This is a genomic window from Moheibacter sp. (genome assembly GCF_049672845.1).
Lineage (GTDB): Bacteria > Bacteroidota > Bacteroidia > Flavobacteriales > Weeksellaceae > Moheibacter.
Genome location: NZ_JBATWT010000007.1, coordinates 27,437 through 41,915 on the forward strand (window position 1 = coordinate 27,437; position 14,479 = coordinate 41,915).

14 protein-coding genes are annotated in these 14,479 nt (G+C 39.8%); 6 read left to right on the forward strand and 8 right to left on the reverse strand.

Features of this window, described 5'->3' with window-relative positions:
• Positions 1 to 234 precede the first annotated feature (234 nt).
• Positions 235 to 2,136, forward strand: a complete 1,902-nt coding sequence (locus tag WBF63_RS02315) for an ABC-F family ATP-binding cassette domain-containing protein (RefSeq protein ID WP_424368083.1) — start codon at positions 235 to 237, stop codon at positions 2,134 to 2,136.
• 17 nt (positions 2,137 to 2,153) lie between these two features.
• Here WBF63_RS02315 and WBF63_RS02320 read toward each other — a convergent pair whose 3' ends face one another.
• From WBF63_RS02320 to gltX, 3 genes are all read right to left on the reverse strand, one after another.
• Positions 2,154 to 2,648, reverse strand: coding sequence for a DUF6973 domain-containing protein (locus tag WBF63_RS02320; RefSeq protein WP_424368084.1), 495 nt, complete (start codon positions 2,646 to 2,648; stop codon positions 2,154 to 2,156).
• 30 nt (positions 2,649 to 2,678) lie between these two features.
• Complete coding sequence (locus tag WBF63_RS02325) at positions 2,679 to 3,809, reverse strand: AI-2E family transporter (protein WP_424368085.1); 1,131 nt, start codon at positions 3,807 to 3,809, stop codon at positions 2,679 to 2,681.
• Between the two features lie 71 nt (positions 3,810 to 3,880).
• Entirely contained in the window at positions 3,881 to 5,389 is a 1,509-nt protein-coding gene (gltX, locus tag WBF63_RS02330) for a glutamate--tRNA ligase (protein WP_424368086.1), read from the reverse strand.
• Positions 5,390 to 5,495: 106 nt separating this feature from the next.
• Here gltX and WBF63_RS02335 point away from each other — a divergent pair, with 106 nt between their 5' ends.
• Positions 5,496 to 6,029: a TlpA family protein disulfide reductase gene (locus WBF63_RS02335; RefSeq protein WP_424368087.1), complete on the forward strand. Its 534-nt coding sequence runs from the start codon at positions 5,496 to 5,498 to the stop codon at positions 6,027 to 6,029.
• A 37-nt stretch (positions 6,030 to 6,066) separates the two neighbouring features.
• Here the strand turns inward: WBF63_RS02335 and WBF63_RS02340 are convergent, their stop codons facing one another.
• The 5 genes from WBF63_RS02340 to WBF63_RS02360 all read right to left on the reverse strand — a co-directional run bounded on the left by WBF63_RS02340 (position 6,067) and on the right by WBF63_RS02360 (position 11,694).
• Positions 6,067 to 8,415, reverse strand: coding sequence for a transglycosylase domain-containing protein (locus tag WBF63_RS02340; protein ID WP_424368088.1), 2,349 nt, complete (start codon positions 8,413 to 8,415; stop codon positions 6,067 to 6,069).
• Positions 8,412 to 8,879 (reverse strand): gliding motility lipoprotein GldH, encoded by a 468-nt coding sequence (locus tag WBF63_RS02345; RefSeq protein ID WP_424368089.1) that lies wholly within the window; start codon positions 8,877 to 8,879, stop codon positions 8,412 to 8,414. The genes WBF63_RS02340 and WBF63_RS02345 overlap by 4 nt, the downstream gene beginning before the upstream one ends.
• Positions 8,863 to 10,272: a PSP1 domain-containing protein gene (locus WBF63_RS02350; protein ID WP_424368090.1), complete on the reverse strand. Its 1,410-nt coding sequence runs from the start codon at positions 10,270 to 10,272 to the stop codon at positions 8,863 to 8,865. Before WBF63_RS02350 ends, WBF63_RS02345 begins: the two co-directional genes overlap by 17 nt.
• A 168-nt stretch (positions 10,273 to 10,440) precedes the next feature.
• Positions 10,441 to 11,307, reverse strand: coding sequence for an MBL fold metallo-hydrolase (locus WBF63_RS02355; protein WP_424368091.1), 867 nt, complete (start codon positions 11,305 to 11,307; stop codon positions 10,441 to 10,443).
• A 12-nt stretch (positions 11,308 to 11,319) separates the two neighbouring features.
• Entirely contained in the window at positions 11,320 to 11,694 is a 375-nt protein-coding gene (locus WBF63_RS02360) for a co-chaperone GroES (RefSeq protein ID WP_424368092.1), read from the reverse strand.
• Between the two features lie 250 nt (positions 11,695 to 11,944).
• Here WBF63_RS02360 and pth point away from each other — a divergent pair, with 250 nt between their 5' ends.
• From pth to WBF63_RS02380, 4 genes are all read left to right on the forward strand, one after another.
• The gene (gene pth, locus WBF63_RS02365; RefSeq protein WP_424368093.1) at positions 11,945 to 12,511 is read left to right on the forward strand and encodes an aminoacyl-tRNA hydrolase; all 567 of its coding nucleotides are present in this window, start codon (positions 11,945 to 11,947) and stop codon (positions 12,509 to 12,511) included.
• Between the two features lie 143 nt (positions 12,512 to 12,654).
• Positions 12,655 to 13,020 carry a rhodanese-like domain-containing protein gene (locus WBF63_RS02370; RefSeq protein WP_424368094.1) on the forward strand — a complete coding sequence of 122 codons (366 nt, stop codon included), beginning with the start codon at positions 12,655 to 12,657 and terminating at the stop codon, positions 13,018 to 13,020.
• Positions 13,021 to 13,038: 18 nt separating this feature from the next.
• Entirely contained in the window at positions 13,039 to 13,260 is a 222-nt protein-coding gene (locus WBF63_RS02375) for a DUF3820 family protein (protein ID WP_424368184.1), read from the forward strand.
• Positions 13,261 to 13,289: 29 nt separating this feature from the next.
• The gene (locus WBF63_RS02380; RefSeq protein ID WP_424368095.1) at positions 13,290 to 14,453 is read left to right on the forward strand and encodes a T9SS sorting signal type C domain-containing protein; all 1,164 of its coding nucleotides are present in this window, start codon (positions 13,290 to 13,292) and stop codon (positions 14,451 to 14,453) included.
• The last annotated feature ends 26 nt before the right edge of the window (positions 14,454 to 14,479 follow it).

Consider the following 14,479-nt stretch of genomic DNA (forward strand, 5'->3'; position numbering starts at 1 on the left):
GAGTATTTAATAAGTAACCCAAAATTATTTTAATTATGAGAATTGGAATTCCTTTGTTACCGGAAAAATCAGTAAGCCAAATGTTAATTAATAAATAGTTCCTCATAAATAAACAAACTGATTTTTTTATAACATTATAATCTGTTAAAAGGGAGAAAGCAATTTCTTCCTTTTTTCATTTATAACCGAACTCAGGTTTATAATTATCTCTTTCAAATCCCTTATTTTTGCAAAATGTTATTAGTTCAGAATTTAGGCGTTCATTTCGCAGGAAATTATTTATTTGACAACGTTTCATTTCGTATCAACAAAGGAAATCGGGTAGGACTCGCCGGAAAAAACGGTGCAGGAAAATCAACGCTTTTGAAAATCCTTGCCAAACAACAAGATTCCGACGAAGGAGATGTCGTACACGAAGGCGAAGTCAGCGTGGGCTTTCTGACACAGGATATCGATTTCGAACGCGGAAGAACCGTTTGGGAAGAGGCCGGACAAGCCTTTGAACAACTCAATGAAATCCAGAAAAAAATTGATTATACAAATGATCAGTTAACCACCCGCACCGATTATGAAAGCGAGGAATACGCCAAATTAATTGATGACATCACCCATCTGACCGATCGGTTTTCCATTTTGGGCGGATACACCAAAGATGCTGAAATGGAAAAAATCCTTTTCGGACTTGGATTTAAAGCCGAAGATTTTCATCGGCAAACTGATGAATTCTCAGGCGGATGGCGTATGCGGATTGAACTTGCCAAATTATTACTTCAAAAACACGATGTTCTCCTGCTCGACGAGCCGACCAACCACCTGGACATCGACTCGATTTTATGGCTGGAAGAATTCCTGCAGGATTACCCGGGCGCAGTCGTATTGGTTTCACACGACAAACAATTTCTGGACAATGTGACCAATCGTACTTTGGAAATTGCCAATAAACAGGTGCATGATTACAAAGCCAATTATTCCAAATACATCGAATTGCGTCAAGAAAGACGTGAAAAAATGGAACAAGCGCAGAAAAATCAGGAACAATACATCAAACATACCCAACAATTAATCGAAAAATTCCGTGCGAAAGCCTCCAAAGCGGCTACCGCTCAATCTTTGATTAAAAAGCTTGATAAAATCGACCGGATTGAAGTGGAAAACGAAGACGTTCACAAAATGAATATCCGTTTTGCTTCGGCCGTAACGCCCGGGAAAATCATTTTCGAACTGGAAAATGTAGGAAAAGCCTATGGCGAAAAACAAATCTTTGACAATGTAAGTTTCTTTGTAAACCGTGGTGAAAAAATCGCTTTTGTCGGACAAAACGGTCAGGGAAAAACCACTTTGGCGCGCGTGATGGTGGACGGTTTGGATCATAGCGGAAGCATCAAACTCGGACACAATGTGGAAGTCGGATATTTTGCACAAAATCAGGCAGAAGTTTTAAATGAAAAATGGACGGTTCTGGAAGAAGCTGAATACGCTTCCACGGAAGAAACCCGCAAACAGGTTCGGGATGTTTTGGGTGCATTCTTGTTCAGTGGCGAAGCGGTGGAAAAGAAAGTTTCAGTATTGTCGGGTGGAGAAAGAAATCGTCTGGCGCTTGCCAAATTATTATTGAAACCATTCAACGTTTTGGTTATGGACGAACCCACCAACCACCTTGATATTCAATCCAAGGAAATCCTCAAACGTGCTTTGCAAAACTTTGACGGAACTTTGATTTTGGTTTCACACGACCGTGAATTTCTCGACGGGCTTGCCAATAAAGTATTTGAATTCAGGGATGGAAGAGTCAAAGAATTCCTCGGCGGAATCAACGAATATCTAGTTGAAAGAAAAGCCGAAGGATTTAGAGAAATTGAGGCCTCCCCCAGCCCCTCCAAAGGAGGAGAACACTCTGATGTTGAGGTTAAAAAAGAAAAGGAATTGTCTCAGGAAGAAATAAAAGAGCAAAAGCGCATCAAAAATAAGATTACGAAGCTGGAAGAAGAAATTGCAGGATTTGAATCTGAAATCGCTGTGCTAGAAAAGAAATTTGAATCTTCACATTCTGATGAAGATTTAAAAAAATATGACGAATTAAAGCTTTCGCTCGAAGACAAAATGCAGGAATGGGAAGAATGGATGGAAAAAATTTAAAATTTCTTTGAATTAATTCATTCAGCAAAATAAACCAGCTCATTTAGGTACTTTGTAAATTCCTTTTCGTCGGTCAGGCCAACTGCCGATTCAGACTTGTAAATCAGCTCTGCAATCATTTCTTTTTTGGATAATTTTTGCGGTGCTAATTCTTCAAAAATTTCACGCCCGATGCGGTTGTTGTGTAAATCCATTTCATGGTCAAAAGATTCGTTCGGGAAACATTCTTCGTGCAAATCGGTAATATATTTTGCCCATTCTACAGCTTTTTCTCTGGAAGTAAATAGCGAAGAGTTTTTTGCAATCAATAAATTCCAGGCTGCGTGACGAAATGCGTTTGCGACACCTCTACCGCCGTGAGATTCATGGAAATTAACTTCGGAAAACAAAATCGACTCTACCGTTCCCCAAATAGTCGGAATTAAAAGCAAGGGTCTGGAAATCAGTCCGCTGAACATTTTCCATGTAAAGCTGAACGTAAGATTCCGGAGGGTATTGAAGATTTTTTTCACGCCCAAATTTAATCAATTCCGGCGGCTTGGCTATTCCTGCTTTCTCTTTTGCTTCTTTTTATTTTCCTTTTCTTTCCTTTTGCGGATTTGTTGTTGGGTAACTATGTAGGAATCATCGGGTTCACTCAAAAGGAATCCATAAGGTGCGGTGGAAGGCATGGCGTCAAAAATCACTTTGAGCATCGCCAGCAAAGGAAGGGCGAGGATCATTCCCGAAATCCCGAACAACATTCCGCCTAGGAAAAAGGACAAAAGCGAAACGAGCGGATTTAAACTGGCTTTTCCGCCCACTATTTTGGGAGTGATGAAGTTTCCTTCCAAAGTCTGAACCAGTTGGAACCACAAAACCACGCCCAATGCGTACCAGGCGCTGTCTTTGGTCGCCAGTGCAAAAAGGGCCGGAATCAATGATCCGATGAAAATTCCGACATAGGGAAAAATCGTAAGCATAGCTGCCAAAATCCCGAAAAACCAGGCATATTCGATTCCCAGTATCATCAGTCCGATGGTGTTCAAAACCGCTACAATTCCCATTACGGAAATCAGTCCGACGAGGTAATTTTGCAATACATCATAAATTTTACTCAGCACTTCTTCAATTTTTCCCTGGGGTGTAGCCGAAAAAACACGGAAGAAAAATTCCTTGAAAAATTCACGGTAATACAAAAAGAAAAAGATCATTATAGGAACCAAAAGTCCGTATGCAAGGGAATTTCCGATGGAATTCAAAACCGAAGTGGCAAATCCGCCGATCGTGGAAGCACTGTTGCCCATTTCACTTTCTGCCCGCTGGATCAGTTCGTTGGTGGACATATTGAATTTATCTGAAGTCCATTCCAGAATCCGCATGATCAAAGACTTGATTTTATTGGCGATGTCAGACGCATCCTCGGTGATATTGAGTGTTTGAGAAACGATGAGGTAACCGATTCCCACCAAAACCAGAATCGCAAGAATCAGCGCCGTAAGGGATGCAAAAGCACGGTTAAAGCCCCATTTTTCAAATCTTTCACACAAGGGTAACAATAACACCGATAGGATAACGGCAAATAAAATCGGGACCAAAATGCTCTGCAACACATAACAAATTGTGACAATTAACGCCAGTGTCAGTAATCTGGCTGCGTTTCGGATGCTTCTGTCTTTTATTTGTTCCTGCATTTTGGCAAATTCTCCTTAAATATAATTCTTTTCCGTTTCAAAATGCAACTGAGAGAAACAATTGGATATATTTAAGAAAGTTCTGTCGATGCTGCTGCTAATCTTTTTATAACTTCATCCCTACCCAATAATTCCATAATCAAAGGAACATCGGGCCCCTGAAGACTTCCGACCATCGCAAGACGTACGGGCATCATCAGCTTCCCAAATCCGATGGATTTTGATTGAACAAAATTCTGAATTACTTCATAAATAGTATTATGGTTGAATTCCGAAATATTTTTTAATTCTGATGAAAATTCCTGAATCAGTCCGGCTGTATCTTCTTTCCAGGCTTTTGAAACCGCTTTTTCATCATAGGAATCTGGCGCTATATAAAAGAATTTTCCTTGTTCAAAAATGTCACGGAGGAAATTCGCACGTTCCTTTAGCAATCCGATTACACTTAAATTAAACGAAGAATCGGCTGTAATACCCTGCTTCTGAAGTTCTTTTTCAAATTCGGGTAAGATTTCTTCTCCTGTTTTTTGTTGAATGTACTGATGGTTGAACCAAATTGTTTTTTCGGGATTGAATCTCGCTCCGGATTTGCTAACTTTTTCCAGACTGAACTGGGAAATCAATTCTTGAATTGTGAATATTTCCTGTTCGGTTCCCGGATTCCAACCCAGAAGTGCCAACATATTGACCACCGCGTCTGGCAGATAGCCTTCTTCTCTGTAACCTTTTGAAATTCCTTCGTCAGTTGTCCACTCAAGCGGAAAAACAGGGAAACCATGTTTGTCACCATCTCTTTTGCTCAGTTTTCCTTTTCCTTCGGGTTTCAAAATCAAAGGCAAATGAGCAAATCTCGGTGCTGTCCAACCAAATGATTTGTACAAAAGTTCGTGCAAAGCCATCGATGGAAGCCATTCTTCTCCACGGATTACGTGTGTGATTTCCATCAAATGGTCATCCACAATGTTAGCCAAATGATAGGTGGGCATTCCGTCTGATTTGTATAAGACTTTATCATCCAGCGTATTGGAATCGATTGAAATTTTTCCGCGAATCAAGTCATCTAATAATACGGTTTGATTTTCCGGTATTTTGAAACGGATTACATAAGGAACTCCCGAATCGATCTTTGCCTGTACTTCTTCAGCACTCAGATTCAGTGAATTATTTAAATTATTGCGGTTATGCGAATTGTAAATAAAAGTTTCACCTTTGGATTCTGCTTCAGCGCGTAATTTGTCCAGTTCTTCAGGCGTATCAAAAGCATAATATCCATTGCCGGAACTGATGAGTTCCGCTGCATATTTTGCATAAATCTCTTTTCGTTCCGACTGGCGATAAGGCGCATGCGGGCCATCGTAACCCACGCCTTCATCGGGTTCCAGACCGAGCCATTTCAAAGATTCGATGATGTATTCTTCCGCTCCGGGCACATATCGGTTCTGGTCTGTGTCTTCAATTCTCAACAGGAATTTACCGCCATGGTGTTTGGCAAAAAGGTAATTGTACAAAGCCGTACGCACGCCGCCTATATGCAAAGGACCGGTCGGACTTGGGGCAAATCGGACTCTAACTTCTGACATTCTTAATTTTTTGCGAAGATACTAACTTGAAACTTCAAACCTGAAACCTTAAACACCAAATTGGCCAAGTTTTTGTAAATTCATCTCGAATTTAATTAAAATGATAATGAAAAAAATATTTTTTGGTTTCTTGTTTTTGTCTTTTTCTGCTTTTTTATCTGCACAGGAAGTTCCGACTGAAGTTAAAACCGAATTTGACGAAACTGCTTTGAATCAGGAAATTCAGGATTTGGAAGGAGATAAACTGACCGTAGGGGATGTATTTAAAAAGTACGAAGGCAAAGTGATTTTGCTGGATGTTTGGGCATCCTGGTGTCCGGATTGTATCAAAGGGTTGCCAAAACTGAAAGAAGTTCAGAAACAGTTTCCAGATGTTGTCTATCTGTTTTTCTCACTGGACAGAATCGGTAAAGAAGATACCTGGAAAAACGGAATCGAGAAGTATGATATTCAGGGTGAACATTATTGGTTCAATTCTGACTGGAAAAATGATTTTACAAATTACATCGGTCTGAACTGGATTCCACGTTATATGCTGATTGACCCAAGCGGAAATATTGCACATTATTATGCGATTCATGCAGATGATCAACAGATGATGGAGGTCTTGGTCGAATTATTTCAGACACCGGAAAATTAATTTAAAAAACCACTCTGACTGAGTGGTTTTTTCTTTTCTATTGGTTGAAATCAATAGTATCTTTATTGGTATGAGAACTGTTCACAGATTGCATAGGATCTTGGTATTCAGTAACTCCTGAATAATCATAGTCAAATGTTCCGCCCATACTTCCATAACTGTGGAATCCGGTGAGTGAGGAACAATCCCATTTCTCATCAATATCTTTTGGTTTTTCGAATTTATCTGCGGTGGTTACTCCTAATTCTTTACCGTTTTTATAAACCGACTGCATATAATATGACCAGATGGGTAATGCGGTGGCAGCTCCTTGTCCGCGTGCGATTCCCTGGAAATGCGCAAAACGGTCTTCACAGCCTACCCAAACACCTGTAACAAGATTCGGTGTAATTCCGATGAACCACCCGTCTGACTGGTCGTTGGTCGTTCCGGTTTTGGACGCAACTTCACTGTTGATTCCGTATTTGGTGCGGACCCATTTACCGGTTCCCCTATCCGTTACGCCTTTCATCAAATCAATCATGGCGTAGGCTACATATTCGTTTACAACTTCGCGTGCTTCGGGGCGATAATCTTTGATGACACGACCGGTTTTGTCTTCAATTCTAACGATTAATTCGGGTTTGATATAAATTCCGCCGTTGGCAAATGTACTCATTGCACCCACCATTTCGTAAACCGTTAAATCTGCAGAACCCAATGCAATGGTATAATCCTTCGGGATATCGCTTTCAACACCCAATTCGCGTGCCAGCTGAATGACAGGCTCAACGCCTGTTTGGGCAATTAGTCTTGCGGTAATTACGTTGGTTGAAAAAGCAAGTGCCGTACGTAAATCCTGGCTTCCACCATATTTACCGTTTGAATTTCTAGGTTTCCAGTTTCCGATTTGGAAAGGAGCATTGGAGACGGTGTTACAAGGCGTATAATTCATCTGGTTGATAGCCGTTACATAAACAAAAGGCTTGAATGTTGATCCCACTTGGCGTCTTGCTTGTTTTACGTGGTCATATTTGAAATAATCCCAATTAATTCCGCCCACCCATGCTTTAATGGTTCCGTCGGTCGGGTCCATTGACATCATTCCGGATTGCAAAATATGTTTGTGGTATTTGATGGAATCCATCAGTGACATATCTTTCTTATAAATTACACCATCCCATGTGAAAACTTTAACTGAATCACGTTTGCGGCTAAACTCAGCCAGAATTTCTTCATCGCTTTTTCCTACCTCTTTTAAGTGTCGGTACATATTGGTATTTCTCATGGCACGTTGGAAGATTCTTTGCCTTTTATCTTCAGAAAGCCCGTAAAAAGGAGCTTTCGGATTATTTTTCTGTTCGGCGAAAAATGTTTTCTGAATCGTGGACAAATGTTTGGCAACAGCATCTTCAGCCATTTTCTGCATTCGTGAATCGAGGGTAACGTAAATTTTCAATCCGTCTTTGTAGAGATTGTATTTTTTACCCGTTTCCTCCTCTAAATTTTTAAGGTAAGCTTGAATTTCTCTTCTCAATTCATGTTTATAATAAGCCGAATAGGATTCACTGATGGTATTGATTTCCTGTTTATCAAGTTTAACAGGTTGAGCTTTTGCAGCTTCTGCAGCTTCTTTTGTCAGAGAATTATATTTCACCATTTGGTTTAACACTACATTTCTTTCGTGTTTGGCATCATTTGGGTTTCTCACCGGATTAAAAGCCACCGGATTTTTTAGCATGGCAATTAGCATAGCCGATTCTTCCAATGTCAAGTCTTGGGTTGTAGTATTGAAATAAACTTTTGAAGCCAGTTCAATTCCGTTGGCATTGTAAACGAAATCGAATTTATTCAGATACATCGCAATGATTTCCTCTTTTGTATAACGTTTTTCAAGTTCAACAGCCACCACCCATTCTTTGAGTTTCTGAATGGCGCGACCCAGTGTATTGGTAGAACGATTAACGGTAAATAGTTGTTTGGCAAGTTGTTGTGTGATTGTACTCGCTCCACCCGAACCTCCACCTGAAGTAATCGCTCGCAATGTACTTCTTGGGTCAATTCCTGAATGTTCTTCAAAACGTATGTCTTCTCGCGCCAAAAGCGCATCAACTAAATGTTTGGGTAAATCATCATACGTAATCGGAATTCGTTTTTCGGTTTCAAAGCGGTCGAGCAAGACACCGTCTGAGGAATAGATTTCAGAAGAAACATAGATATCCGGATTTTCAAGTTCCTGAACATCGGGCATCTCACCCAGTAATCCATGGGAAGTTCCCCAGAACAGCAAAAAGATTCCGAGTAATCCTACCAAAAAGACTCCCCACAAAAGGATTAACATTCGTTTTATGGAAAAGGGTTTCGAAGGCTTTTTTTGTTTTGATGTTGATTTGTTTTGTGTACTCATTTTACATCTTTTTTGTCCACAATTAAACTAATATCTTCAATTCCGATTAATTTGTCTTCACGCATTCCGTGCCAAACTGAAAGCTTGTAAACACCGGTATCTTTTAACGAAACGTTTTCTCTGTACAAAAGGTATAATTCCTTCAAACTATTTCCGGTTCCTACCCATTCGCCATCCTGAAAAGCCAGATAATACTGAAGCGTATCTGTGAAAATTTCGCCTTTGGGCGTAGTCATTTGGGTGAAAAGATATAGATTGCTGTACGGATATTCGTTGTTGTTACGAGTCAGCAGGTAAAAATCGTATTTTCCTGAATCAGTTACTTCTAAATCGAACTGAAGGGCAGTATCCTTGTCCCAGTTATTCTGAGCAGAAGCCTGTTGTTGGTAAAAATGCGGAGAATCACATTGAACAAAAACAAATGAGATTCCCAAAATCATTATCCAATTAAGAGTTTTCATCATTTTTATTCGGGTTGTTACGATTGTTTCTTTTTCTGTTCTGATTCTTATTTTGTTTATTCGGATTGGGTTTCTTGCCCGATCCTTGTTCCGGCTTATTTCCTGCAGAAGGATTTTGACCTTTTGGTTTTGGTCCTTGTTTTTTATTATCAAACTTTTTCCCCTCGCCACGTTCAGGCTTATTGGACTGTTGCGATTTAGGGGGACGTTGTGGCTTTTCCTGACGCTGTGACTTATCAGAACGCGTTTGCTTTTTGTCATTCTCCCCGCGCGGACGATTCTTACGGTTTCGGTTTCTGTTTTTTCGTTCAAATCTTTCCAATGAATTCTCCTGAATTACATCTTTGAATTCTTTTTCGGTTTCAACGCTTACTTCGTTCGCCAAATCTTCAAGCGCAGCTGTTTTCCCTCCTTTTTTACTGACAGAAATGAAATCTTTTGCTTGTTCCACAGTAAATTTATGCCAGCTAATACCACCGTTCAGGTAAGTAAACCACATTTCTTTTTTGAAAACATCAATTTTCATGCAACCAGCGGTTCCTTTTTCTGTTTCGAAAGTGCTTTCCATTGACGGAAACTCATCTAATGCATCCAGATAGGAATCGAGTTCGTAATTCAGACAACATTTCAGCTTACCACATTGACCTGCAAGTTTTTGTGGATTAATGGACAACTGCTGATAACGAGCAGCGGCAGTATTTACCGAACGGAAATCAGTGAGCCAAGTCGAACAACAAAGCTCACGACCACAGGAACCGATTCCGCCGACTTTGGCAGCTTCCTGACGGTATCCGATTTGTTTCATTTCAATCCGAACACCAAAGTTTGAAGCATATTGTTTAATCAATTCACGGAAATCGACGCGTCCTTCGGCAGTATAATAAAAAATAGCTTTTACGCCGTCACCCTGGTATTCCACATCGGTGATTTTCATTTCCAGCCCCAGGTTTACAGCAATTCTGCGTGCACGCATCTTGGTTTCCTGTTCTTTTTCACGAAAAGACTGCCAGGTTTCGATGTCTTTTTCATTCGCTTTGCGGTAAATTTTTCTTACTTCTTCAGAATCTTCCGTCAGATTTTTCTTTCTCATCTGAATTCTTACCAGTTCTCCTGTAAGTGTTACCACACCAATGTCATGTCCCGTCTGAGCTTCTGTTGCAACTACATCGCCAATGCTCAGCGAAAGATTATTTGAGTTCTTATAATATTGTTTTCTATCGTTTTTGAATCGGACCTCAACACAGTTAAAAGCCAGCTGACCGTTTGGCAGGCGCATGTTTGAAAGCCAGTCAAATACTGGTAATTTTCCGCATCCTGAATCTATTCCACAAGCTCCGTTATTTTTACAGCCTTTCGGCAGTCCGTTCGTAGTTGTTCCACAACTTCCACATCCCATATTCTACATTATTTCGTCTTGATGTTCTATCTAATAATCGCTCAGCTGCCTTTAAATGCAGCCAGAGAATCTACCCAATTCTAATTTCAGGCGAGTTTCCAATTCGCAATTAGGGTTCTTTTCCAACGTACAAAGATAAAAAATTTTATCCGACGAGATTGGAAAATATCAGAGTCCGAAAACTTCAGTAAATGAGAAGGTTGCGTCCAGAAGAATTCCCTTTTCTGTGCGGGAAACCGTAGCCAGCTCGCGGTAAGGATCGTGTTCGAAGAAAAATAAATAATCCTCCTGAACGGCTTTTTCCAAAAAGTCGCCTTTTTCCTGCATTGTGAGCAATGGACGTGTGTCGTAACCCATGACGTAAACCAAAGGAATATGTCCGACGGTTGCTACCAAATCGGCCACATAAACTATGGTTTTTCCTTTGTATCGAATGACCGGAAGCATTTGTTTATCGGTATGTCCATCGACGAAAATAATGTCAAACCCCAGAGGTGAATCATGCAAATAATTTCCTTCGGAAGGCAGATCGATAAAATTCAAATTTCCTGATTCTTTGATGGGTAAGAAATTTTCGGGGAGGAAAGAAGCTTTTTCGCGAGGGTTGGGTTTTGTTGCCCAGTCCCAATGTGCGGAATTGCTCCAATATTTGGCATTTTTAAACGTCAGTTCGTATCCACCATGGGTAGCGTCCATTTGCACGGCTCCACCGCAATGGTCAAAATGAAGATGCGTCAGAAAAACATCGGTCACATCTTCTTTTGTAAATCCATATTGTGCCAATGAAGTTTCCAAATCATAATCGCCCCAAAGGTCGTAGTAGCCAAAAAACTTTTGGGATTGTTTGTTTCCAATTCCGCAGTCAATTAAAATCAGTCGCTCGCCGTCCTCGATGAGCAACGCTCGCATGGCGAGTTCGATTTTATTTTGGCCGTCGGCCGGATTGGTTTTTTGCCAAATGCTTTTGGGAATGGTTCCAAACATAGCACCGCCGTCTAATTTGAAGTTCCCGGTTTCGATTGGGTAAAGTTTCATCTATAAATTTAATTAGGACAATAAATCATTCAATAAATTCTCATCGCGTTCGAGCATCAAAATACCCGACTGGGGAACAATATAATATTTTTCTTCCTGATAAACGATTTCGAAGGCGGCTTTCAGCAGAAAAATCGCCAAGTCACCTTCGCGTACCTGAAGGGGAATGTATTTGGCTTTTTCTTCGTTCATTTTCCAAGGTTCGTCCAGATCGTCATAAGAAACGGCATAGCCCGGACCGGTTTTTACGACATATCCGGACTGGATTTCTTCTTTCTCTTTCACGCCCGGTGGCAGGTAAAGACCTGATTTGGTTTGGTTTGTTTCGGTTTTGGGTTTGATGAGTACGCGGTCGCCAATGATGATCAGATTTTCTGTTGTTTCCATGGTTCAAAATTAGGAATTTGGGAGAATAGAAAAAAGGATAAGGCGAGTTTGCGTGAGATTTGATGTTAGGAAGAGATTGTAATTCGCAGAGGTTTGCGTGAGGGGGTGCAGTGGATATCCTTTTCTGAACGTTGACTGAGGCTCTCGAAGTCAAAAGAGAGGAAAAGATAGGAACGAAAGACCCGACCCCATTGCGTAGCTTGCGGAGCAATGGGGGCACGCCCAAAAGAAAAAAACTTAAATTTGCAGAATGCAGAAATATTTAATCGTAGGGCTGGGAAACATCGGGGAGAAATATCGCTATACGCGTCACAATGTGGGTTTTTTGGCGGTGGAAGAGTTGGTGCGCAAGATGGAAACACAATTTTCTTCATCGAATTTCGGGGAAGTTGCGCAGTTCAAATACAAAGCCCGACCGGTGACGGTTTTGAAGCCGAATACTTATATGAATCTGAGTGGGGATGCGGTACGATTCTGGATGCTGAAAGAAAATATTCCGATTGAGAATGTTTTTGTGATTACCGATGATTTGAATCTGCCGTTCGGGACGATTCGGATTCGCGGGAAAGGTAGTGACGGCGGACATAACGGACTAAAAGACATACAGAATAAATTGCAGAATCAGAATTATGCGAGATTGCGTTTTGGGGTGGGTAATGAATTTGAGCAGGGTCGGCAGGTAGATTATGTATTGGGCATATGGAGTGAAGAAGAAGTGGAAAAGCTGCCGGAAAGGTTAAATTTTGTGGCCGATGCGGTTTTAAGTTTTATCTTTAGTGGATTGAATAATACGATGAATAATTTTAATGGGAAATAATTCTTAGAGAAAAGAAAATAGAAGATGTAGGACAGAAAAAAGTCTTAATACTCTGCATCAGTAGTCCGCCGGGGCGGATAACACTTCTGTCTTAATACTTTTTAGATTATACAATCAAATAACTATACAAAAATTAAAAGTTTATGAAATCTCTTTTTTTAATGATAGCTTCTTTTTTGGTTTTGGCTTCTTGTCAGCCGAAAAATGAAACGAGCGAAATCAGTTCGGTAAATGATGTTTCGAAAATCGATTTTACGGATGAAAACGTTGTTTTACTGGATGTGAGGACGCCGGAAGAATTCCAGGAAGGGAACATTCCGAATGCGGTGAATATTGATTTCAATTCGGAGGAATTTGATTCTTTGATTCAGGATTTGGATCGGGACAAGACTTATTATGTGTATTGTCATTCGGGCGGCAGAAGTGCTAAAGCCTGTACTAAACTTCAGGAAGCCGGATTTAAAAATGTGGTGAATTTAAAGGACGGTTATTCGGGTTATAAAAAGTAATTGGGCAGAGCAAAGTATATGGAAGCCAATCCGCAAATACTGAAAGAACTGGTTACGCAGGAAATGCCATTTGGGAAATACAAAGGTCGAAAGCTTTGTGATTTACCGGTTTTTTATTTGGAATGGTTTGCTTCGAAAGGTTTTCCGCAAGGGAAATTGGGAATGCAATTGGCCACTGTTTATGAAATCAAAACCAATGGATTGGAAGAGATTTTGGAGGGATTGAAGCGATTGAAGTAATTTTTATATTTTAGCCGAAAATTATCCCTATGAGACTTAATTTATTCTTTTTAACCCTTTTATTTTCTTTTACATTTTCTAAATCAAATGCGCAATGTCCTGAAGGAGACGTTCAGCTACTGTCTCAAGCTGATGTAGATAATTTTGTTTCCACATACCCCAATTGTACCAATATATCAGGAATTCTAACATTTGGAGAATTTAATTCTGGTTTCAATGACATATCTGATATCTCCGGATTAAATAATATGACTACAGTAGATGGGGAACTTAGAATATTTGGAACCCAATTAACTAACCTAAATGGTTTAAATAATTTAATCGAAATTGGTGGGTTAAACATATTAGATAACAATCAATTAATAGCTTTAAGTGAATTGGGGAACATTTCAGAATTAAATAATGGACAATTACAAATTGCTTTCAATTACAATTTACAGTCTTTGGAAGGCTTGGACAATATACAATCCATTAGTGGAAGATTGTACTTTGGTAAAAATGATAGTTTGTATTCATTCTCAAATTTAAGTAGTTTAAATTCGGTTGGAGAATTAGTCTTTATTGCAGGCACTAATGTGACCACATTAGGAGGATTGGAAAATCTGCAATACATAGGTTCTCGAATAATCATTGGAGACAACCAAAACCTTGAAAATATTACTTCACTAAATTCCGTAAATTATGTAGGCGGCAATGTATATATTAGCGAAAACCCTCAACTAACCTCATTGGAAGGAATCCAGAACATGGTAATTTCTACTGAAGGAGAAACTATCGGATTAATATTCAATGATAATCCTAATTTATCAACTTGCAACTTCCCAAATATTTGTGAATATTTAAGCTGGAATTCTACAGAATACCCACGTGAAATTTCAGGAAACACCGGAAATTGTACAGATGAGCAAGCCGTTTTGGCAGCTTGTGGTTTAGGTATATCAGATGTAGAAAATAATACGACAAACTGGAATGTTGCTTATCAGAAAAACAAAGGGTCTTTTTTAATTCAATCGAACGGATTTCAATTAGCTGAAATAGAAGTGTATGATTTGACCGGAAAATTAATTAAAAGCGTTCAAAATCTTAATTCAAACCAAGAGGAATTGAGGGTTTTCACTCCTGAAAATGTATTGATAATAAAAGTCAAATCAAAGGAAGGAAAAGTATTGGCCAAGAAAGTTTTGATGAAATAAAAAAAGCACCGGAAGCTTAACTTCCG